The sequence below is a fragment of the Enterobacter soli ATCC BAA-2102 genome (assembly GCF_001654845.1).
Taxonomy (GTDB): Bacteria; Pseudomonadota; Gammaproteobacteria; order Enterobacterales; family Enterobacteriaceae; genus Enterobacter; species Enterobacter soli.
Genome location: NZ_LXES01000009.1, coordinates 1 through 23,852 on the forward strand (window position 1 = coordinate 1; position 23,852 = coordinate 23,852).

Genomic DNA, 23,852 nt, shown 5'->3' on the forward strand with positions numbered 1-23,852 from the left:
ACCAATACTATCCTTACGCATATCTGGAGCAATGATAGATTTTACATATCGTACCCAATCCTTCTCAATTGTTGGACGATCTGCCTTGAAAGAATGTACTATTTCAAGATAGAAATTATCAAAATCATAATTTCCACTATGCATGAACATATAATCAGGCAACTCAATTTCGTAACGGCCAAAACACTGTTTTTGAGTATGTATTTTATTATCCATCATTGCATCCTTACTTTTTGATAAATGAGCACATCCCTGCAATACCAAGACCATACCGCACAAGAGAAATGCCACTTTGAATCCTTTCATAATCATTTACCTTTCTTTTTTGATTTTTCATTAAAATCCCAGGAAGCCTGCTGTATCTCTTTATAAACTGCCTTGCGAATATTTTCGTCCTGATAAATGTCAGTATGATGTTCACTACATACGATAGTTTCTACATTGAGTTTTGGCTCAGAACTGACCATCCCATCACCTTTTGATGCTCCTTTCTGCAAATCAAATTTAACGGGAGGTGCTATTGTGCAAATACCTTTCTCCGATAAATAAACTGTACCTTCACCGCTGTCTACTAACTGACTAAAAATGTCAGTATTAAATATTTTGTTAACTCCCTTAACGAATAGATTATCACTCGGAATATTTTGCCAGTAAAAATCCCATGTTTGGGCATCACCATTATTCGGGAGATTCTTACTTTGAGACTGCCAGCATATTTTACCTCGAGTAGTTGCTTTGCTGTTTTCACCTACAATGAACTTATCAAAAACGTTACAAGTTGAAGCTAATTTCAACTTTTTCTCGAAGGTGTTTGATTTTTTGATTAACTCTTTAACAAAGTAAAAACTATCCTCAATTTTATTTTTTTTATAATTTACAAGTTTCCTGTTAATCAAACGATACCAGAATGAATCATCCCCATAGAAGTTATAAACGTCTTCATCAATCGTTATAGGATTTAATTCAGGTGGTTTTTCCCCTTCAACAAGATTAAATGGCATAGGCTGCCAGCATAACCACCCTTTTGGGTAATCATTATTCGGTAAAGCTTCCAGCCCACACTGGCTGTAACTGAGCACCGCCGTAATCTCGGCAGCGTTAGCACCTAATACTTGATTAGTCACATAGGCAACAGCCATATCAGATGTGCTGTCGGATTTAACCGGCGTCTGCATTCCCGCCCGGAACCAGGCATAGATTTCAGGCATCCCTGTTTGCGGAACCCCAACATGAATGGCTTTCAGTAGTTCCAGATCTTTGCCAAAAGGATTTGGCTCTGGCTTGATACTGAATTGTGGGCTCTGTTCGTCTTTAGCATGCTGCGCAGCGTCTGATTTCTTCACTGGATCAGGCTGTTTAAAGTTATTTTTCGCTGAGGGCTGTTTTTCGGGATTTTCTCCGCCAGAATCTCCACCTTTTCCATCCGTCTCCGGCCCGACCTCCGCCAGCAACGCCCGCATCACCTGCCCCCCCATCCCATGGGTAATGACAATCACCTGCTTGACCGGCTCCTTTGTCATCCACGTTTCATCAGAACTTCCGGGTTGGTAGGATCCCGCGATTTGTTTGATACGACGCTTGAGCCGCTGTGCGCCATCGGCGCTTCCCTGCATCCAGTTGTAACCTACGACATGCAAAGGAAAGGCAAATCTCGCCATCTGTTTGGCAAAATTAGGATTAGCCCCCCAGGGAAGCGGATCCTCTTTCTTTGCCGGTTCAGCCGCTTTGTTAGCTTCCGTCCCGGCAGAAGGTGTAGCGGCAGGCGTTGCAGGTGCGGCGGCAGGTGCCGCTGGCGTGAAATCAAACAGCTTCTCAATGGCAGCAAAGAGATCTTTCAGCGCCTTACCTGTTACCAGAGAAGGCTTGGGAATGCTGCCCATTTCAGTTGTTGCTCCCGCCTGAGCAACTTCGCGAAGATTAAAATGTGCATCCAGATGACGCTGCAAGGTCATCAAAAATTCACCGTACTGCGCCCAACAGACTTCCCCCCAGCCACGTAAATGCCGGTCTGCTGAATCTGAAGGTCGAATGGCGGTTTGCCCCAGATAGTAGGTTTTGTCGTAAGTTTTGCTGCCTTTCTCTGCGTCCTGAGGGATGGTCAGGATCGTATCGTCACGACCAATTTTTTTACCCACCAGCAGCTTGCGCCGTTCAGAGGCATCACGGAACATCCACTCCAGTACAGAGATCATGCCCCATACATTTCGGGCAATACGCAATACTTCTTCGACCTGCCCCATTTTCTCAAAGGCGTTATTAATCTCCTTTTCAATATGCGCAATTTTCTTTTTAATATCCGCTAACTGCGCCTTAACTTTTGCCACTGCGCTTTTGCTGTCGGCGTTAGCATCCTGGCTGGCCGCATCGATGCGCTTTGCAACGTCATCAAGCCCAACCGACTTTAAAACGCGGCTACTGAGCTTATACAAATCATTCAACGCCCCCTGTAGCCCTTTAAGGACAGTCTGTAATTCAATTAATTTTTTAACCATCGGTGAACTGGTGATGGCCGCAGTCGTTTTTGATACCTTACCGCTCAGATCTTCAATTGCCGTTCCGAGGGGCGTGTGATAGCTGCCCATTCCTGCCAGTGGATCCCATACCACCGCTTTTTCAGAAGTGTTGTACAACCGGGTACCTAACAGGTCGGGAACAAAAATAACCGGGATAACCTGCTTCTTGCACTGGCACCCCTGGCGACATTCATGACTACTCATTCCCGACATCCTTATCCAATCGTGAGCGTTGCATCACCTTCAATCACCTTGCCGCCGTGCGCCGTCGGCGACCCTACCAGCGCGACTGGAATACCGTTTACGGTCAGCAATGGCGTCCCGCCGGTGATGACATCCGGACTTTCTTTCTGGCATTCACAGCGGTGCCCTACCAGCGCCACCGCAATACCATTAACTGTCAGTGTGGGGTCACCATCTTGTATCGGACCGCCGATGTGTTTATCCAGCGGGCAGATATGCTGATGTCCTTTTAATGAAACTGGAATTCCCATTTTGTTCTCCTTAACTCAATGATTGTTTACAGATTGGGCAAATTTCCGAGAGTGGATCGCCATTCATTGCGGCAACATCAAGCGAGTTGAGCGCACTGCTGGCACTGGCAGTAATTTTTGTCATGGCGTTGATTTTGAGCTGGCTGCTGGATATCGATATCCCGCTGCTGTCCATGACAATCTTGCCGTTTGGCCCCTGAATCACGACTTTTTCCGAGCCAATGAGCTGTAATTCTCGGGTGGTGACGGTGACTTTTTTCCCCGCCTGCATCTCGTACCAGCCCGCAACACTATGGTGGTGATCGCCCGCCGTCTCTTCGGTGTAATCGGCCCCCATCGTGTCTTTACGCTGGTTAAGCACATGAAAGAGATATTGGTTATCAACCTGAATTTGCTGGTTATGGATGACGTTGATCATCTGGTCGTGATGAACACGCTCTATGTGATCGTGTTCGACGATGGAGGTTTTATCGTTTTTTACCTCCTCCCGCTGGTCATGGTGGATAGTGGCAAAACGATCCTGTTCAACAACGAGGTACTCATTGTTTTTGACCTTGGTCTGAAAATCTTTTTCCGCATGGAAATAGATCAGCTGATTGTCATTTTCATCTTCAAATGACAATTCGTTATAGCCAGCCCCTTTATGCGTGTCAGTACGCAATACGGTACGGGTTTTATGCACTGGCAAGGAATGAGGTGGGACATTCACGACGTGATATGTTCTGCCGGTGATGATCGGCTGGTCAGGGTCGCCTTCCAGGAACGACACAATCACTTCATGACCAATACGCGGGATGGCCATTGCGCCGTAACGACTCCCTGCCCATCCCTGTGCCACGCGGATCCAGCAGGAACTGTTTTCGTTGTTTTCGCCTTCCAGATCCCAGGGGAACTGGACGCGCACGCGCCCTACTTCATCGCACCAGACTTCTTCGCCTTCTGGCCCCACAACCGTAGCGATTTGAGGTCCATCAACGCGTGGACGCGGATTGGGTTGTGGCCGCCAGGTCAATTTATCCGGGATCACGGTGAAATGACTTTCAAGCCATGTCCCCTTAACCCCCGCCTCTTCCTCCTGGGACTGCGACTGTTGACCCGTGGTATGTAAGGACACAATTTGCCAGACGCGGTTAAAATCGTCGTGAGGATGAGACGTCAGGGAGAAGCAATCACCCGCCGTCAACGATGGGGAATCGGAAACACCGTGTGCCTGCATCGCATCTCGGCGTAGTGCATCCAGCCGATAGCCACTGTAAGCGTCACCGTTAAAATCCGTTTTATAGCGACCGGGGTAATCATAGTGCTGCATCTGATGATGCCGATACGGCGCTTTATTACCCTGCTCACGATAGAGCATTGCCCATGCAGGGTTTTTGAAGGTGTATTCCTTTAGCAGTACCTGAGAAACGCGTAAATTTTCCTCATAGCTAAACCGTTGTACGCTGGCACCTTCATTAAGGCCTCGTTTGTGGGAATTCCAGGGCAATGCCTCCCCTTTTGGTAAGAAGGTGTAGTCATCGATAAAGACCACCTCATGGGCGTTTCCCGTAAAGCGGAAATACCATGAGATCCCCTCTTCGGCCGCGAGGCGAGAGATAAAATCCAGCGTGGATTCACGATACTGAACACAGTATTCGCGTACCGGATGATCGTGACGCAGAGAAAAATGAAATGCCGAGATCCCTGTCTTTTGCAACAATTGCGTAATAATTTGCTGTGGTGTTTGCTGCTGAAAAATACGGGAGTGGTACTCCAGAGAAAGTAACCACAGGTCAGGCCGGAGTGTCACGCTGTAACGCGTGCGCTGATGTCCGGTATCGTTGCGGGCAAATCGCGTGACTAAACCGTGAACCCGTCGCGTTAACTCGCCGTTATACCAAATTTGTAGTTCAGCGCTATCATCCAGTACGCGAGGGAAAGCGATATCATCATGCTGAGTTGCCAGCTCAAGGCTTAGTTCATAGGGTTCAGACAGCCCCTCTTTTAGCTCAAACGCAACGACGCTTAATGTGCTTGCAGATAAGGAATTCGCGACAAAGGTGTACTGAAGGCCGGTACTGTCCGCCATAATTTCATCCTCGCTGTTTAGCTAACTGGACAAAAGCGGCAATATGTTTGTTTTCCGCGAGTGGCTGACAGGCGGCCTCCGGTACTGGGTTATCCTTTTCGAGAGATTTCTCGACATTTACACCCATTCGCATTAAGTCCGGATTGTATGGCTGAGAGTTCCAGTCTTCGGTGGTGTAGTCTCTGGGATCCCATCCCATATCCAGCGCAGTGATATCCGCAATAGTGGCCAGAGATTTATCCTCAGGAATATCTTTAAGACCACAATGATCGCGCAGATAGCCTGCACTACCGATCAGATCGGCCAGGGCATTCATTTGCTCAGTGACCGACGGCTTGCCAACCGCCCGGGTTTGACAACCCACGAGTAATACTGCGGCGAGAGCGAGAAGGGTTATTTTTTTCATTTCTTTTCATCCTGATAAGAGAGGGGTGTTTGGGCTGACTTCAGCGTCTGCAACGTTTGCAGATAACGGGCCTGGATCCCTTTCAGCTGATCGTCCACTTTCTGAAGATCGGCCAGGGAAGGCTGTTTACCTTTACGGATGGATTGCTCGATTGACGTTAACTGGTAAGAGAGCGGTTCGGTCTCCGACAGACGCTGTTGAATGTCGTAAATGGCGCTTTTGAGGTAAGAGATCGTAACGGTGCGATGCTGCTTTTCGTTATTGAGGAGTTCGTCCATGAGCAACTGAAGCTTCTCTTTTGCCTGTTCATAGCCGGGCACATTGCCCTGAGAAGAAAGTTGTTCAACCTGCTTATACCATCCACGAGTTACGGTATTTCCCGGATAAATGTCATCCAGCAAACTGACCATCTCAAGCCCTGCACTCATTGATTCCACTGGCGACTGCGCAAGGATGGTCTCCAGCTTTTGCTGGTATTTTTCAAGAATCAACGGGCGGCTGGCCGTGAGCTCCGTGAGATGATTTTCCGCTGTTGCCGTCTTGACCAACGCAGGAGGGGGTTGTGTACTCATGAGCATTTCGTCAACCACGCTGCGTTGTTGAAAACGGCTAACCACAAACGTTCCCAGCAGCGTTAATAGCACACCGGTCACCATGCCAGCCAATATTCCCCTCCCTCGCCCTTTAGCTTTGGATCGCTTTCCGGCGAAAGCATTAAGCGAAGAAGTATCAGTGAATACCTGTTGTTGTCTGTCCGACTGCGCCGCTGTCTCCGCCGAAGGTGGATTGCTCTCTTTATTTTCTGGAAGATAGACCAGCGGTAACGTCACGGTAGGTCCGTTATTATTCGTCGTTGATTCATCCGGGGGCTGAATGGAATTAATCGTCTGTACCAGATAAAAATGGACACTTTGCAGGAGCGTAAAATTTATGTTGCTTATAGCATTCAACTTTTCACATATTTTACTCAACGCATATTCAGCGCGATAGATATCACGCAGCGACAACTTATTTTTAGGCAATTGCCGAATGGCCGAACCGACTCGCGCGGCAAACCAGTCGAGGATTTCTTGCCTTGCCCTACCCGGATTTACCGGTGGCCAAACTATTTCCCACTGAGAAACAATCAGCACAGCCAATAATTCACACCCTTCAGCAAAACCACTCCACTGATTTAACCGGGTACGTGCCATGCTGTAATAAACGACGCTCTGCAGGTCAACGCCATTAGAGGAAAACAACTTGATCGCCTGAGATTGCAGGAGGTTCCAGTCAATAACAGGATGAAGCGGATGATTTAATTTATTAATCTCTGCTCTAATAACCTCAAATGCTTCGAAAGCACGAGGGTCTTTGCCCGTTGCGACAGGTTGATAATCTAAATGTTCCATATAAATTAATCGGGTTCAGTTATATTATAAATAAACCCGATAAAACCCCTTGTCAGTAAAGTTGATCCATCAATGTAAATTGACTAAATATATCTCCAGCGAATGGATTATCGGATGCATCCATATAAACACGATAGCTCACTGCTCCACCATCAACTGTGAAGCGGATATCAAAGCTGCCATCCTGAATACTGGTTAATTCGCCTTTATCAAGAATATGGAAAGTTGCCCATGGGCCAGAATATCCTATGCTCCGCGGCGATGCTCCCACCGCATTGGGCACAAGCGTAATTTTACTTTCATTTCCGGAGCGCATCGCATTTGGCCAGACAAGATGGGCCGTCGTAGGGTTCCCTTGCGTATAATCAATCAATTGACCATCAAGATTAAGGACAGCACGACGCTTATTAGCACTAAGCTCTATCGGCGATATAGCATATTGAATACTAAAACCATTTTGTTTTGAGAAGAAAATCGAACGTATTTTATCTGCTTGCTGAAGAGACCTGACGATTTCAGGGCGAATCACCGATTTCCCATCCACGGCACTGGCGCGTCCCTCAACAAACACTTTCAGGTTATCTTTGTAGAAACTGTCGATGACACCATCCGGTGCAAAGAAGCGTTCCATATCGCTGAGAGCAACATCTTTTGTCGCTCTTCTGTTAAACGGATATTTGTCTGCCAGTTGTGAAAGGAATGGGGTTACCACTTTGCCTGACCACTCTTTTTCAAGCGATTGTAATGCAAGACCCATCACGGTTTCCCAGCTATTATCTGCCAATTGGCCAACCCAACGTCCAAGAGGGTCAGAGAGGTTTCTCGACATCTGTTTCGCAGTGAAGAATGTATCGGCATTATTTTGCTGGAAACGCATTTGCACCAGTAGCAGCGCCGCCTTGCCGGGCTCTGGGGCGTTGCTGATGCGATGCAATTCGGCATTCATTGCTGTTAGCGCATTGTATGCCTGCCGCAACTGCCCATTCTGATCGTCACTGTGCTCGACCAGTGCTTTCTGTTCTGTAAAGGAGCGACCAATACGGTTGAGTAATATATAGTCGGGCTGATTCTCCATTTGCTCCAGCGTATTTTTCTGCGCAATGTTGAGCACCTGCGCAACCTTTTGTTCCTTTTTAGCCGAGCCGGCAACAGGAATGTCAGGATCGACAATAGCGGCCTGAAGCTGAGTTTGCGTGTTATCCCTTAACAGCAGTAAGGCTCGCCAGATAGGCTGCCCGTTATTCAATACGGCATCTAACGCATCCGTCGCTTCGGAGATGTCGGCAAAAGGTCGAATAGAGAGATTCGTGAGCGCATTGCGCCAGCGGCTAACATAATCGCCAACATAGCGATCGGTAATCTGACGCTGGATCTCCCGTTTATCCGCTTCACTGTAGTCAGTATGCTCAGTCAGTTTTAACACCCATGCATCTAACCGAGTGATATCGACCAACCGACCCATTTGTGTGGTTAAGTAATGCCCCAGGCCATAGCGCGTCCAGAACTGAGGGATTTTCAACAGTGCCTCTTCATCTGCGACAAAGACCGTATCGAACTGCGCCCCAATTTCAGTGCGAAGATCGAGATCGGGGGGAAGTTGCTCCCGAGCCTTAATACCCAGGTTTTGATAAACACGCTGGTATAACGGGAGCCTACTCAGTTCGCGCTGGGCACTTTGGACATGGCCGACAAACGGCTCCCAGGCTTTAATCGCATCGCGATCGCCCTTACGTCGATCTCCCGCCCAGTCAGTATGCTGTAATGCGTAGTCCAGGTGCTGCATCAGCCGCTCCTGCACCTCTCGCTGCCCGGTAAATGCATTTTGCCACCGTCCACGCATGTACTCTTCAACAAGCGGAATGCTGCGCCCACTTTTGTCTTCGAGCATGCGCATAATGCGCAGTAGCGCTAATTTTTCATCCCTGTTATCTGGAGCAGCTTCCAGTTGCTTCTGCAGATCGGTCATGAGCTGCGGCAAAAAACGCTGCGTCAGAAAACGGAGATAGGTCTTTTCAACCAGTTGTCCAATTCTGTCTCCCTGATATAACCCCATATCTGAAAACAGCGAGTTTTTCTCATGGTAATCGCCATAAGACAGGGTAGCGTCACGAATAATATCCATGTGCGGTAACCAGTCGGCACCGAGGGGCTTACTGACATCAGGCGAGCCGATTTTCTGAAAGGTTTCGACTTTTTTAAGGGCTATCTCACCTGCGCGATAATTCTTGAGATAGTAATAATACCAGCCACTGAGCAGCGACAATGCAACCCCACCGGCAATGACCGTTGCAAGTGTTAACTGATGGCGGCGCAAGCGCGTAAATTCATAGTTCTCACCGGCAAGATTAGGCTCAGAGAAAAGAGTGTTCGAAAAAAGATCGTGAAGAAAATACCCGCTCTGGTTGTCTTTTGGTTGCCAGACGCCCTGCGTCGTCGTACGTAATCCATACCGTTCTGCAATGGCATCCTGGAAGAAGTCACTGCGTCTGTTTTGTTGGATTGCTGACGTAAAATAGAGGCCACGGATAAGCATTTGTCTGCCCGGATCGCGATTGTAATGCCTTAAGAGATCGTTGATGGTCTCTACGGTCACTGCTTGCAGCGCAGAAAGTTGACCTATAAAGCAAAACAACGCCGTGCGGAGATCGATCGTGGTCCCATTGATCATTTGCTCAGGCATCAGCTGATTTAGATTTTGCTGCCACTCTTCCCAAAACACTTTAAGCTCTTTACGCCAGCTATCTCCTTGTTCCGCTTCTAAAGAGAATGAAACCCCAAGGGTCTTATTGCGCATTTGTTGCGATAAAGCAGGATATATCGCCTCAAAACCATTCAGTACATCGATTTTATTGATGACAATATAGACTGGAACGCGGCATGCAAAACGATCGCTTAGCGCCAGAATTTGGGTTTGCCACCGTTGCGCCCACATACGGCGATTCTCAGCCGTCATCGCCATCAATTCCTGGATGTTAATCGTTAAAACCACACCATTAAGCGGCTGGCGAGGACGATGCGTGATTAACCAGTCCAGAAGATGCTGCAGTAATCGCCTGCCCCGATGGTGCTCTTTGTCTTTATCGTGTTCATCTTGCTGGAAGAATTCCCCGGGAGGATCGATCAGAACAGCAGACTGGGTCAAGAACAGCCCCAGCGATTTAAGCGCTTTGCCATCGGACATCTCTCGCTTCAGCTCACTCTGGAAGTTGAGCGGAATAACCTGATCGGATTTGCGGATCAGGGTACTTTTGCCACTGATACTCTCCCCTATCATCATGTACCAGGGGCGGCTGTACATGGCATTTTTGAGGTGGCTACGCTGGGAATAGTGCTGCAGCCATTCATCAAGAAAACGCGCCTGATGGTCGATACTCGCCTGATAAGGCAGGTTTTCTGCTGCCTGTTGACCGGGTAAGGCACGCTGCACTTGTTTATAGAGATACCAACTGACGGCACTCAGCCCCAGCAGCAAAAGAAGCAACGTTGCCACAATGCGATTGCCTGCCGATCCCAGCGGTTTTATTTCTCCCCATGTCCACAGAGGCCCCCATAACCAAATGGCAAGCAGCCCCATTCCCCATATCAACCAGAGTAACGTCAAAGACAATGAAAAACGGGGTAACAGAGGTTTAAGTTGTAATAATTTGCCTGCGAATACCTTCATTGCCCGCAATGGAGACAGCCAGCTGGCGATTTTATTTATAAAATACATGAATAATTACTCCAGTCCCTGTGAAGTGTCAGAATTATATTTCTTCAGAAAAGTCATTAATGAAGGTTCCCACTCCTCAAGTGAGAGTGTGCGAATACTTTTCCAGAGCGAGCAGAATTGATGCTGGGCGAGTTCACTTAAGCCGGCTTCCTCCAGCAGTCTCGCAGTAGTGAGTTGGTTATAAAAATAAAAGCGAGGATCGGCGTGTGTTCCTTTCTTCTGAATATCTTCAAGTTTGTTTAGCGCGGCCTGTAGGCCATTTAGATGAAATTCTTGCCAGAGTGATTCATCATCATTTATCGCCAGTTTGTGACGCTCTCTCTCTTTTTCTGCATCCATAATCCAGAGGCAAGTATCAGGACTGGCAAAAGATGTCCCATCACTGAATTGCAGTTTCTCAATACCGGGAAGCCTGTTAATCAGCCTCGCCACGTTTTCCCGAATGGCCAGGGCCACTTCATGATAACCACACTGCTCAGCACTTTGAGAAGAGAGATAATGCCCATCAAACCACCAGGGGGCGAGGGTCAGGCTAGTTTCAATCTCTTTCCAGACGTGCGGATCGGTGACCATTCTGTTGCGATAATCAGACACACGGTCCGAAGAGACAGCTGCAAGCTGCGTTTTGGTCCCGTCTTTGCTCGCCGGAGCACTATTCAGGTTCCCCCAAATGGCATGACGACGAACCAGATAGCCAACCGGATCAGCAGGATGGGATTCGCACAGCAGGTCGGCCACTTTAAGTAGGCTTTGTCGCCACGCTCTTTCCGAGTCAGAAGCGATTTCAAAGCTCGCTGTGGCTGACGGGATTAACGAAGAGACTGTCGGCTTAGTCTGCTGCACCTCCACCTCTTTCCTGACGAAAGCATCACTCGCCGATCGGTCATAGATCTGCATAAGCGAACTCACCTCAGATGACAGGGTTGCATCAAAAGAAGAAAGCATTTCCGATAAAGAGTGCATCGTCTCGCGGAATTGTTTTCTTTCAGCCTCATCACATCGCGATGAGAAGTACCCGGCCACGCCTTCAAAACGCTTCAAGACCTGTTGTAAAAGCCGGCCCCTTATCCGGGCATCTTGCGGCCAGGCGGTGGAGGCAAAATGACGTAAATAACCGGTCAGTAATACGCTTGCCAGCACCACCTGTTCGGGATGTCCACCGTGCTGAAGCGTGCGCAACAAATGAATGACGATCCGAAAATCTTTACTTTCCCGCTCCAGCAGGACCAGGCAATTCTCCTGAATGCGAGGAATATCAACTTGTTCATGGGTAAGTGAACCCAATCTTGCAATACCGCTATCAACCTCTTCCCATAAAGGCGCTTCTTCGTTGACTTTTGCCGTCGTTTTTTCCTCCGACAACGGGGCCAGGATCCGCTGCAGCCAGGGGTGATTGTTTAATGTCATCGCTTTTTTCTCAATTTCACCAGTGGCATGCCTGACGCAAAGGCTCAAGCGCCTGCTTCAGGCCATCAATACGAAACCGCAGGTCATTCAGCGCAGGTTGATCTGATGAAATGACCAGCTCTTTCGCGCCAAACAGCTGCTGTATTTCCGCAATACCCTGTAGTCCTCGGCTTGCTTCCAGCCGGTATCCGCTTCCTCGCCAGAACCAGCGGCTGGTGAGCACGTTACCATCAGCATGCATTTCCAGTATCTGGTCACCGTTCCCCTGTGGAGCCGTAAACGCGATTTGCATGCGAGTAATATTCTCTATGCAACTGATGGCAAATATCGCCCGTGCCGGATAGTTGCCATTGCCGGGCACCGTCAACATCACTACCCCGACTGCCCCCCCTGTATTGGATGTTTTGAGTATCATTACGGGATCGCTTGCCTGACGTTGTTTTTCCTGCTCCATAATTTGCAACCAATAGCGGTCAGGCCTGACAGCCTGATTCGTTTTAATTTCAGGGTGCCACGCCTCGTCATAACACTGAAGACGAGGTAATGGAGACGATTGCTGGCGACAGGCCAGCAGAGCCGTTTTTACCTCATTCGTAAATGATGATTCCGCTGTCGCTTTTTCTGCGACTGCCGAACAAGGAGTATTAATAAATAAGAGAAAAAATATCATTGCCATGAATGCTTTTAATTTCATCGCACTATCCCTGATTTTTTGCACTTCATATCCAGTGAACGTCTTGATATTGAGAGACTGGTGGCCGTCCTTTCTTTATCAAAATTATATTTTTCCAGACGCTGACGTAAAACTATCGTTTCGTAACGAGCCAGAATAGTTTTGAGCGAGCCGGAATCATGATTTTCAAATAAGGGAGAAAAAATACTGGCAGGACGACTGATTGTTTTCTCTCTGAGGGCCTTGTATCCGCCAGCCATACCGTTACTTTTCACCCGAGAAATATAGTCATGGAGAATATTTTCCATTTCTCTTATATTTCCCGGATAAGAATATTGGGTCAAAGACTCAACCACTTCCTCAGTTAAATAAAAATCACCAGGAAGCCCTTGCTGATTTTCGGTTAAAAAACGCTCTACAATTTTTTTAATATCCTGTCGTTGCTCCCGTAAAGGTGGGAGGTAAATTTCACTCCCGGCAATCCGGTGATAAAAACCGGCGTGCTTGCTTTTCCATTCTTCGCGATCCTGGCTGGTGAAAATAAGCTTCAGATGAACATTCCCGGCGTCTCGCCCATCCGTACTGAGTACCTCATTGGTATCAAGAAAATGCTGTAAATATCCGTGCCAGCGTGGCGCTAGCCTGTCAATGTTTTCGAGCAGTAAAAATCCCCGGTGAGCTTTTACTAAGGCGCTTCCGGAAACATTTTTCTCGCCAAATATCTTTACGCCCTGCCATTCCTCGGAAAGTACTGCGCAATCCAGATTGACGAAGGGAGCCTGTCCTGTGGAATAGCGGTGCAAATAATGGGCGAGCCAGGTTTTGCCAGTTCCCTTTTCCCCAACAATCAGTACTGGCTTTCCGAGGGACAATGCCTCTACAACATGTTGGAGACAATCGCCCGAAACGCGCCATGGCAGGGTTTCCGCAGCTTGCGTGCATTGAGCTGGCTCAATCTGGGCGTCAGTCTTTTTCAGTTCCCTTGAACGGATCAAGAATACTTGCAGTAAAGATGAAAACTGGCTTTCAACATTGAGCAATGCTTCGAGAGTTATAGCGGGTGCCAGTATCGCCCAAACACCCCATACTCTTCCCTGCCCCTCCAGCAGGGGAATCGCATACAGCCCGCATTCCCCGTTCTGGCGTAATACCAGGTCCCGAAATTTTGGATGTTCAATCCTTGCACCATAATTAAGCGATAGCCAAACAGCAGGTTTGGCGTTTCGAATAACCTGCGCCAGAGGATGTCTGAAGTCGTCAACTCTCAGATGTAGAGAGGCAGCCTTTTCATCGGTAACCTGGCAAGCGATCTCAGATCCCGGGAAAGGGATCACACCAAGGATTTGGCTTCCGCCGGGAGCCAGCATGGCAATCTTGCTGGCAAAACATGCCAAAAGATCGTCCAGTTGCTGACAGGCAAGCAAATCCAGGATCGCGGGCAGCGCTGGCTCAGGCATTAGCTTTCGACCTCAACGGTGAAATTATTCGCCTCAATGCCAAAATGTATACGGCTGATAGTATCGCCGTGGGAAAGTTTTTGTAAAATCACCATGGAAACAGGCGGCAGTAGTGCTCCGTCTATTACAGACTCCAGCATTCGAGCGCCATTTTCTTTGCGGGTTGCCCGGTCAAAAATCTCCTGATATACCGCCTCGTCAATAATAATTTCCGCGTTAAATCGTGTGGATAATTTATTCGACAACTCAGCAAGCTTGCTGCGAATAATGGACACCAATATCTCACTGCCTAACGGGAGGAAAGGTACAGTTTCCATACGTGCAAGTAAGGCCGGTTTGAAGAATGCAGCCAGTTCTGGATAGAGCGCATCAGGTATCTGCTCCGGACTATCACTCATTTCAACGATGGTCTGGTAACCCAGATTTGATGTCAGGAAAAAGGCGATATTCTTGCAATCAATAAGCTGCCCTTCGCCATCCGCCATCTCCCCTTTATCAAAGGCTTGATAGAATAAATTCAGCACGTCTGGATGCGCTTTTTCGACTTCATCCAGCAGCACAACCGAATAGGGCTTTTTACGTATAGCCTCTGTCAGGATCCCGCCTTCGCCGTACCCAACGTAGCCAGGAGGAGAGCCAATAAGCCTTGAAACAGTGTGCTTCTCCTGAAATTCCGACATATTGATGGTCGTTAACCAGGCATTCCCCCCAAAAAGGAGTTCGGTGAGTTGTAACACGGTTTCTGTTTTACCGACACCGCTTGGCCCCACCAGCAAAAAAGCGCCCAGGGGACGTCCGGTTCGCCTTAAATCTGCACGCGCGGTTAATAAATGTCGATGAAGATGCCCAATGGCAAGATCCTGACCTTTAATGGTTTTAGAAAGGAAATCAGGAAGTTCTGTGATAACTTTCAGCTCATTTTGCGTGATCTGCTGTAGAGGTACGCCCGTCCATTCAGCGATGACCGCCGAAATCTGATCTTTGTCGACATGTGTTGAAAGGCACTTCTGCGTTTTTTGTAACGTAATCAGCTGCGCTTCACGATCCGCTAATTGCAATGCGGTATCGGAAGATGCTTCTTCTTTAAGGAGAGACTGGCGCAAGGAGATTATTTCTGAAACCAGTGTCTTCTGGCTATCCCACTGCTTTTCAAGGATTTCCCGTTCGGTCTGGAGACGTTGACGCAATGAAAAAAGCTCACCCAGGCGTTCCGCATATTCGTTTAGTCCTATGCGCTGCTCACGTTCAATATGATGAATTTCTTGTTCCGTTTCTTTCAATCGGGTTTCAAGCCGGGTGAACTCTCGGGGTGGAGCCGTCAGGTTAATGGCGCAGCGCGCACAGGCGGTATCAAGAACATCGATAGCTTTATCAGGAAGTTGTCGGCCTGAAATATAACGAGCACTTAATTGAACTGCAGCGACCAGCGCCTCGTCATCAACAAGAACGTTATGCGCGATTTCATAACGAGCCACCAACCCCCGGAGAATGGTTGTTGCCTGAGCGAGATCAGGTTCGTTGACTTTTACAAGCTGGAAGCGTCGGGTTAATGCCGCGTCTTTCTCAATGTATTTTTTGTACTCCCGCCAGGTCGTGGCAGCGATTGTTTTTAACTCCCCTCTGGCCAGCGCGGGCTTGAGTAAGTTTGAAACATCCAGCCCTCCCTGCGTATTGCCCGCACCTATCAGAGTATGCGCTTCATCAATAAACAAAATGACTGGCATTGGCGCATCAAAGATTTCCTGCATGATCCCTTTGAATCTCTTCTCAAACTCTCCTTTAACTGAGGCTCCCGCTTGCATCGCCCCCAGATCCAACGAAAGCACTACCGTTCCTTTAAGCTGGTCTGGTACCTGGTTCGCAACGATGCGAATAGCCAATCCTTCAATCAGCGCACTTTTCCCCACGCCAGCTTCACCGACAACAATGGGATTGTTTTTGCGACGACGACAAAGAATATCGATCATCAGGTCTATCTCTTCATCCCGACATAAAACGGGGTCGAGCCGGTTCTCACGTGCAGCCTCGGTTATATCGGTAGTAAAGCGAGAAAGTAGCGAGCCCTCTCCACCAACATTGACCGGAGTAGTTACGGATAAGGGAGAATCAGTAGTACTATTCTCAGCGGAATCCTTTGTGATTTGATTAAGTCTGGCAGTCAACTGCTCACGGTGTATTCCTTCGATTAGGCGGCAAAAATCAACCGGAAGGTAGCGATGACGATGTGTCAGCAAAACCAAAAACAAGGCTCCGCTACGCAGCTCTTTATGATTCAGCTCCGTCGACGCCAGTAACCAGCTATCCTGTAACCATTCGATAAGCAATGGTGAAAATGAAGGGTATGACTGCGGATAGTCAGTACGATCGAGAGGACTAACATGTAATAAAGATTCTGCGCGCCCGACATCGATACCATATTCATCAAATATGAACCGAATATCGCAAAGAGGAGCGTCAATTAATTCATTTAATAAATGAATTACACTAATTTCAGTTGCATGCTGATTAACACTCGCCGCCGCGGCCTGTTCAAGAGCACGACGAACGAGAGGATGCAACCGTTCTACAAGAGCGGCTATTTCAATCCTAATCATTTTTATCTCTTACATAATGTTGTTATGAAATCACTGATTGTTCTACTGCAATAAAATATCCAGTCTATCTATGATATTTTCTGTCTGAATATGTAGTTGCCAGTTGAACAGTAAAAATCCCGCCAACGCGATAAACACCATCATCCAGATAATTTTCTTTACCGATAAAAGCCCATGCAGTCGATATTTCTTTTCTCTTGCCGTAGAGCCAACGTGAATTACCGTGTTGCTGAGAAGCGCGGTACGTTCTGCAGGTTGCTGCGGACTTACGCTTTGCAACTTCTGATGTATAAGCCGCAGAATACGCTCACGCTCTTCCTGATATTGCACCGTCATCCGGTAACGCCCCTGAAAACCCAGGCACAAGCAAAGATGAATAAACTCAAGCAAATCATGGTAGCGTGAGGGCTCGAGTAATAATCGGTTGATGAGTTGATAACATTTTTCTCCGCCCCAGGTTTCACTGTGAAAACGAACCAGCAAAGTATGCTGAGCCCAGCATTCAATTCCCCAGGGACGGGCCATAACCATTTCGTCAATAAATGTGCAGAAGAAATAACTCCAGGAAATCAAAATCCCTGGCTCATAGCGTTCCGCTTCAAGGTGCAACAATATGTGGCGAATATCCTGCTCAATCAGATCAATAAGTTTTTTATCATCAGGGGGTTCAAGTAATGATTTAACCCGAACAGTAAAACCCAGCAAAGGAGACGACTCTCTGATTAGCGGATTGGGATGGTTAATCATTCCAGAAAGGTCACCCACCGCTCCCGACGCCGGTATGTTCCTTAAGCCGTTATCTTGAGCAAACGTAGTGTGTGTGGCATTCATTTAAATTTATCTCCTGATAGCCCAGAATTGCATATCTAGCTCTGGGAACTTCCCGCCGATGTGAAAAGCAAACCCGGTATTTGTCCCCACTCTCGGCCAGTAAGGGCTCTGGCGATCTAAAGAGAAATAGATATAGCCATTATGGTATGGCAACTGACGAGGCGAGGTGGCAAGCGGACGCAGAGGGATACCATGCGTATGCGTGCTGACCAGTTTCATAATCGCTTCAGGTGTTGCGATTTTACTTTGCTGAACAAATTGCTTACTCAAAATATCAAGAGGCATGTTCGCTTTCACTGCAAGGACAAAATCTGCATCCCGGAGCAGCTCTTCTTGCGTAACCGCAGCAACAAAGACGCCAAAGCGTTGCTCAATTAACTGCAAAGACTGTGCCCGAGGTGAAAGAACGGTGCTCAGCGCCTGTCGAAGTGCCAGCATTAATGGCTGGAAACTACGCTGCAAATCATCATGGAAATAGCGCGGGATGCTCCTGGGCAATCGGCTAAGATCGGTAAACGTCATTAATTCACCGCAAAACCCGGATAACAGAGTGAACAGATGTTCGGGGTGCACAACCGCTCGGCTGTTTAAATGTTCAAGAACGGGTTGTGTGCGATTTAAAAGCTGCAGCAGCATAAATTCAGCAACATCAGCGACGCCCTGCTGACCCGGAGATCCAATCCTGTCCGCCAGATTTTTTGCTCGCTCACCAACCAGACCGGTGACTTCAGACAAGAAGCTTTTCAAATGCGTGACGGTATTAATGGTTAAGCAGGTGGGGATAAAATGCGGATCCAGCAGCAAGCTCCCGTCAGGTCTCTTATCCGCAATTCGCGCAACAGGGAGCGACGCAAACGTGCTTCTGTCATCACTTTCCAGCATCAGCCGCAGGTTAACTTTTGCGACATTTACTGCCGCTATTTCTGCACTCTGAGAATAAAGATCGCGGACAGACTCAAGACACGCCTGATAACGCGTCCGGCTTCCGTTATGCTCCAGAGAAGTATTTATCTCAAGGATATGATCGCTCGCCAAAGGCACCGCGAGATAAACGACTTGCCCAACCAGATTAGCCTCTGAGACTTGCAACGGAAGGGGAAGCACATCTTCATAAGGTAAGCTAAAGAATGTCCCATCGGGCATGATGCCTGAAGCAGTAACAAGCGTGATGCGACCAAAGCCTAAGTGATCTTCGTTAATTTTTAACTCAGATACACCGTAAAAATGCTCAGTTAAAGCTGAAAGCGAAGCATAAAGCAGATAATCATTATGCCTTTGCTGCTGCTGAAAATGTTGGGGTTTAATAAATAACCCTTCCCCCCAGACAATTCGGTTGCGGGTTAACATCAGTCTTCGCTCTCCTTGAGGATATCTACGCTGTTCTTATGCAAATGAATTAAAATCTGATAACGATGACCAATGGGTGAAACTTTTATCACTTTCTTCCACTGCGTTGCATTTGGCTGACTGAAGTAAACAGCTACCCCTATAAATCGTGTTTCTTTCTCCAGTTCCACGGGCGGAAGATATTTGTATTGGCCCGGTATAAGGGTGAAATCCTGGTGGTTCACGTAGTTTTTGCCGAGGACATCTTCAATTTTTTTGGTAGTAAGCTGATCGATATCTGTGGCTAAAAGTTTAGAGTCCTCTGACATCCAGATAACCTGAAAAGAGGCAGGCGAGGCAGCCTGACTCTCATTAGGATTGATGTCACTGTCGGCCAGCAATGTGAGCCCAGCCTGCGAAGGAAGCGTCGAAACATCAGGCGTCCCATCTACAGGCCAGAGAGGGTTTTTACATCCTGAGAGCAGGACGGAAAATAAGAGGAGCCACGGGCCTGCTATCAACATAGACAACCGTTTCATGACTTGTCCTCATCGCGTAAATCACGCAGAGCTTTATCGTAGACTTGTTCGAAAACTTCATGAAACAGGCGGTCGACCCCCTGCTGCCTTGTCGATTTTAGCTCTTCAAAATAGTGGTTATACATTTCCCAAATCCATGTCGGATCGTTTATATCAACCAGGTGATCGCGACGGTAGCGCTGAAAACGCGCCATAAGGACGTCTGGGGAGAAGGTGTCAACCACACACGTGAGGGCTTCGCTCACTGCCTGACGAGAGGCATACGCATGCATTCTCAAAAAAGAGAGGCATTCCGTTATCGCAGCAGATGGCGACAAATGAACCTGGCTCTGTTGGTCCCCGAAAAGCGCATCAACCGTGGCGACATAATCTAAGCCTAACCGCAGCGGGTTATCTTCTACGGGCTGAAGCTGCTTATTAACACGGATGCGATCCTGCTCCAGAAGCAGAATCCCTTTGATAGCAGCTTCCAGCGTGCGTCCGGCTTCTTCTAAAAAGCCATTGGCCTGCTGGCTATCCGAAAGACTTAAAAAATGTCCCATTCCGCGCATCAACGGCGTAATTGCTACACTTTCAAAGGGCTGTGATTCGTGACTCTCGCCGTAAAGAGACGATGCTGGCGTGGGGATATCAATAAATTCTTCATCCAGCATGGGCTCTGCCCGTGAAATAGCGGCCGAGGTGTCGAGGATATTATCTTCTGAAGGTATAAATTCTGAGGATGAAAGCGAACCTCCCATACCCAGAGTGCCCGGATCATAAGGGCGATGACTGTAAACAACAGATTGCGGGTAGCCTGAATGCGTACCAGTCACTGAAGGTTCATCAATGATTTGGTTTACATCGCTCTGGTTCGACATAGTAATAAGGCTCTGGGGATGTTGATAATCAGCAATATCCACTTTTTCACTACCGATGATTATCTGGGTCGTGAATGTAATGCTCCCCATTTTGATCTGGTCCCCAGCGGACAGCGCAATCACATTTTGCGCGCCAATACTGTGCCCGGCTTCGTTGACAAAAGTTGTTCCACTGACATCTTCAAGACAGAATTGACCATCTTGCCAGATAATTCTGGCATGAATACTTTGGATCTCCTGACGGCTATCCTGTACCTGCCAGTGCCGGGTTTCGCCAGCATCCAAACTTCCAATCGTTCCGCCCTCTTTACTAAAACGATGAGAACGATCGATTTTTCTGCCGACACTGTTCAAATCCACAACGGTTAGAATCAGTTCCATTGAATCATTCATATAAATTATTCCTGAACACAGAGTGAAACTTTTAAATTTTTTGGCAAAGGAGCAAGAAAGGTCGTCCAACCGAGTAGACATCCCTTTCCACGACCGAGACATGTATTTTCAGACTGGTTGTGTGCTAAATTTAACTCTAAATCCCACGCAAACTGTTCCCTCATTATAAAAGACATCACTTTTGTCAGCGGTGCAAAAAGATCGCCGTTAGGGAGAAAACGTAAAAAGGTGGAATAGCTTAATTGATTAATTTTTAATATGTATTTACTGCTAATATTTGGAGCGTATTCTCCAACAACAAAATCATTGCCAATCGACATATTGGCTTGCCCGAGTCGATTTTGTTGATGCTTTGCTATCGCTACCCGGCGATATTGCCAGCATAAAATTTTAACGTCATCCAAATCAAAGCAATGAGACATTAGTCCCTCAACAACCTGAGGCGAACGGCCGGGAGCAGCAAGGAGGCCTGCATAAGCTAACATTTTGCTGTGATTTATTGCCACCGAATCGCGTAGCACTTCACTTCCCAGCCCTATCAGGGCAAACATACATTGAGAAAATCGGTCTACACCGCCAGGGCGATATCGAACATGGTAACGATATTTCCGCCATCCACGATGTAACAGCATCAAAAAACGATGGTTAAAGAAATTCAAAAATTGCCCCGGCCCATTTTCTTGATGCATATACTGCCATGCAAGGTTTTCCAGGTAATATCCAGGTAGCGGCGACTGAGCTCCATGCAGTCCGAGGAAGGATACCTCTATATCATAACCATGATCTTGCTTATTAACGGATACTATATCGCCTGAAGGAAAACCAAGTGAAGCACTAGCGAAGTACCGAATCCGCTCATTTTCGGGTAACTGATTCTCAAGCTGTTCGATATCCTGCCCTTCACTACGGTAGAGCAACTCAACAAGCTGGTAAAAATTATAATCTTTTAAATTATTATTCATTATATCAATGAATGATTACCTTGTTGTAATGGCCAGTGGTAAGTGGAATTATTTTCAGTATCTATTAATGACAGTTCATGAAATGAGTTAATATTAGAAAAAAGTGATAAAAACCGTGCCAGGATACATCCAAATAAGTAAAACTCACCCTCACTCATGAAAGCACTTTGTTTTGCGTACAATGTTGAATGGATCCCCCGGACAGGCATACCTCGAATCAATCTGTCGACAGGTTTTGTTTCTATTTTTTCCACACCTTCAAATCTCTTCTGAGAAATTTTTGCCGCATGCCGGTCGTTCATTGCCGGGAAATCATAATTTCGAATTATCTGTAACAACGCATCCTTATCCAGAAGTGAATGGTAATTTAGTGCCATGCTGGAGATGAGTGTCCAGTGCAATTTTTCATCAATCATAGGACGCAATGTCTGCGAAGGTAATAAGACATTGCTGTAAGCAAGCCAGGGGGGTGAGTCTCCCAAAGGGAGACGGATATCGCCGATTCCAAGTTCCGCGGGTAAGTTCCGGTTTGTGCAGAGCATCGTGACCGCAACGATTTCATCACTACTCCTCAGAATGCTTTCGTCACTGCGCAAAAATGAAATATTATGCTCATAGCCCTTCATTTTCATTGAGTTACAAATGCTAACTTTGAAATAATTCATCGTTCTCTTTTTTTCAAACTCAACCTCATGCCTGAAGCTTTCAAAGGCATGATACGTCCTGAGTTCTCCCTTGATGCGTTCACCGTCCTTTCCTGCATGTTCACTTTTCCATCCTTCAACGTTCTCAACGGAAAACACTTCATAATGCTCGGGGAGCATATGGCTTGCCCTGAGCGGATAGCTCATTCGCTTTCCGTGAAGTTGAATGGGCTCCGCATGATGTTCAAATAGATTCGCCGCAGGGGAACAATTCAACTTTATTGATGACGATGTAATGCGACAGTCTGAGGGAAAAGGTTTGTCATAATGGAAACTCAGTTCAATATCGCTTACCGCTATATTCTGCGGAAGCTGGTCAAAGCCATGAATGTCGACAAACAGGAACCCTTCAGGAAAACAGAAAAACTCCTGCAAAATACGGTAGCCAGAGTAAACATTTTTAGGATATGGTAGTAAAGCATCATTGTCAGAAAAACCCACAGGGCTAGCTTTGGCTTCAGGCAGCGTAAATTCGGTACCATCCAGCTTAACCGTGACGTTTTTAATATGATTTAGCATGTAAAGATATAGTTGACTAGCGACATAGTAGTCACTGCCGAGAAACAATCTCAGGTTATCCAGCCTGATTTTATCGAGAGGCATCGCGCTAAAGGGCTTAAGTGTAAGCGAAAGACATCCATTCTCATTTGTGTTTATCGTTACAATATTGGTGAGTTCTACAGGTAAAATCCGAATATCCCTGCAGGTAGAGAATGTACATCCAGTCCCCTTTATTTCTTTGGAGCCCAGCTTAATCCCTTTTTTAACGAGGCAAGCCTCGGTAATAGATCCCATTTTGGGCTGGCACTCAATGATAGTAAATGATGGAACGGGCCGTAAATAATTAGGCCATAAAATATTTAGTAAACCATGGGTGAGCTCCGGAAAATCATCCTCAATTTTTGCGCGCAATGTACCTGATAAGAATGCAAAACCTTCCAGAAGTCTCTCAACGTCAGGATCTGCACTCTTTTCCGCAAGGAAACGGGTGAGCTGAGGGCTGGTTCTGGAGAAATCGGCCCCCTGCTTTCGTAACCAGGATAATTCATCCCTAAAAAACTCTTCTAGTTTCATAAATATTATTTATATTCACTCAAATTTATATTTGTGATTTCCATCAATACGCAAATTGAAATTGATAATGCTCTCACGCTCCTCGAGCGAAACGTATGCTTTAACCAAAAAATAAAGTGTTAAAGGATCGGCTTCATTAGGTTGCGCGATGATTTCAGCCCTGCTTATTCTCGGCTCATAATCCTCTATGCATCGTTTAATTGCCCTACACATCGCCGAATAAACCTCAACAGAGCTCCCCGTTGCATCATTGAAATCGATAATGCCTAATTCGGGACAACTCTGCGCGTTACCAGAGCGGGTGTTGAGTATCGCCTGAAGATTGCGTTTTAGAGAAGCCACCAGATCGTCAGTGTCATCCGCAGACCTGGCGGCATTGCACTCCTCAATGCGCTCAAAAAGGCTGGCAGAACGACTCCTTCGCCATGCAGTAAGCGCAGACACCCTC

17 protein-coding genes and 1 pseudogene are annotated in these 23,852 nt (G+C 47.2%); all 18 read right to left on the bottom strand.

The genetic code is table 11. The annotated features are described in order from the left end of the window. Positions 1 to 306: pseudogene (locus M987_RS02730) on the bottom strand (hypothetical protein); the annotation flags it as partial. A gap of 2 nt (positions 307 to 308) precedes the next feature. Beyond that, complete coding sequence (locus tag M987_RS02735; protein ID WP_014071910.1) at positions 309 to 2,717, bottom strand: hypothetical protein; 2,409 nt, start codon at positions 2,715 to 2,717, stop codon at positions 309 to 311. An 11-nt stretch (positions 2,718 to 2,728) separates the two neighbouring features. Continuing rightward, entirely contained in the window at positions 2,729 to 3,007 is a 279-nt protein-coding gene (locus M987_RS02740; protein ID WP_014071911.1) for a PAAR domain-containing protein, read from the bottom strand. Between the two features lie 10 nt (positions 3,008 to 3,017). Then, positions 3,018 to 5,075: a type VI secretion system tip protein TssI/VgrG gene (gene tssI, locus M987_RS02745; protein ID WP_014071912.1), complete on the bottom strand. Its 2,058-nt coding sequence runs from the start codon at positions 5,073 to 5,075 to the stop codon at positions 3,018 to 3,020. Positions 5,076 to 5,079: 4 nt separating this feature from the next. After that, positions 5,080 to 5,481, bottom strand: coding sequence for a Chaperone lipoprotein, PulS/OutS (locus tag M987_RS02750; RefSeq protein WP_014071913.1), 402 nt, complete (start codon positions 5,479 to 5,481; stop codon positions 5,080 to 5,082). Next, positions 5,478 to 6,872, bottom strand: coding sequence for a VasL domain-containing protein (locus M987_RS02755; protein WP_014071914.1), 1,395 nt, complete (start codon positions 6,870 to 6,872; stop codon positions 5,478 to 5,480). Before M987_RS02755 ends, M987_RS02750 begins: the two co-directional genes overlap by 4 nt. Before the next feature lie 52 nt (positions 6,873 to 6,924). After that, complete coding sequence (gene tssM, locus M987_RS02760) at positions 6,925 to 10,584, bottom strand: type VI secretion system membrane subunit TssM (RefSeq protein WP_014071915.1); 3,660 nt, start codon at positions 10,582 to 10,584, stop codon at positions 6,925 to 6,927. Between the two features lie 6 nt (positions 10,585 to 10,590). Next, positions 10,591 to 11,991 carry a type VI secretion system protein TssA gene (tssA, locus tag M987_RS02765; protein WP_014071916.1) on the bottom strand — a complete coding sequence of 467 codons (1,401 nt, stop codon included), beginning with the start codon at positions 11,989 to 11,991 and terminating at the stop codon, positions 10,591 to 10,593. A gap of 16 nt (positions 11,992 to 12,007) precedes the next feature. After that, positions 12,008 to 12,685: a type VI secretion system-associated protein VasI gene (gene vasI / locus M987_RS02770; protein ID WP_041162287.1), complete on the bottom strand. Its 678-nt coding sequence runs from the start codon at positions 12,683 to 12,685 to the stop codon at positions 12,008 to 12,010. Beyond that, positions 12,682 to 14,121, bottom strand: coding sequence for a sigma 54-interacting transcriptional regulator (locus M987_RS02775; protein ID WP_064555834.1), 1,440 nt, complete (start codon positions 14,119 to 14,121; stop codon positions 12,682 to 12,684). Before M987_RS02775 ends, vasI begins: the two co-directional genes overlap by 4 nt. Next, on the bottom strand, positions 14,121 to 16,715 hold the full coding sequence (gene tssH / locus M987_RS02780) for a type VI secretion system ATPase TssH (RefSeq protein WP_014071918.1): 2,595 nt from the start codon (positions 16,713 to 16,715) through the stop codon (positions 14,121 to 14,123). The genes M987_RS02775 and tssH overlap by 1 nt, the downstream gene beginning before the upstream one ends. Before the next feature lie 42 nt (positions 16,716 to 16,757). Next, complete coding sequence (icmH, locus tag M987_RS02785; RefSeq protein WP_014071919.1) at positions 16,758 to 17,546, bottom strand: type IVB secretion system protein IcmH/DotU; 789 nt, start codon at positions 17,544 to 17,546, stop codon at positions 16,758 to 16,760. Positions 17,547 to 17,552: 6 nt separating this feature from the next. After that, complete coding sequence (gene tssK, locus M987_RS02790; RefSeq protein WP_014071920.1) at positions 17,553 to 18,893, bottom strand: type VI secretion system baseplate subunit TssK; 1,341 nt, start codon at positions 18,891 to 18,893, stop codon at positions 17,553 to 17,555. Then, positions 18,893 to 19,411 (bottom strand): type VI secretion system lipoprotein TssJ, encoded by a 519-nt coding sequence (gene tssJ, locus M987_RS02795; RefSeq protein WP_014071921.1) that lies wholly within the window; start codon positions 19,409 to 19,411, stop codon positions 18,893 to 18,895. Before tssJ ends, tssK begins: the two co-directional genes overlap by 1 nt. After that, entirely contained in the window at positions 19,408 to 20,664 is a 1,257-nt protein-coding gene (tagH, locus tag M987_RS02800; protein WP_014071922.1) for a type VI secretion system-associated FHA domain protein TagH, read from the bottom strand. Before tagH ends, tssJ begins: the two co-directional genes overlap by 4 nt. A 5-nt stretch (positions 20,665 to 20,669) precedes the next feature. Next, positions 20,670 to 21,626 (bottom strand): type VI secretion system baseplate subunit TssG, encoded by a 957-nt coding sequence (tssG, locus tag M987_RS02805; protein WP_014071923.1) that lies wholly within the window; start codon positions 21,624 to 21,626, stop codon positions 20,670 to 20,672. Beyond that, positions 21,626 to 23,404: a type VI secretion system baseplate subunit TssF gene (gene tssF, locus M987_RS02810; RefSeq protein WP_014071924.1), complete on the bottom strand. Its 1,779-nt coding sequence runs from the start codon at positions 23,402 to 23,404 to the stop codon at positions 21,626 to 21,628. Before tssF ends, tssG begins: the two co-directional genes overlap by 1 nt. Before the next feature lie 15 nt (positions 23,405 to 23,419). Further along, entirely contained in the window at positions 23,420 to 23,848 is a 429-nt protein-coding gene (gene tssE, locus M987_RS02815) for a type VI secretion system baseplate subunit TssE (RefSeq protein ID WP_014071925.1), read from the bottom strand. Positions 23,849 to 23,852 lie beyond the last annotated feature (4 nt).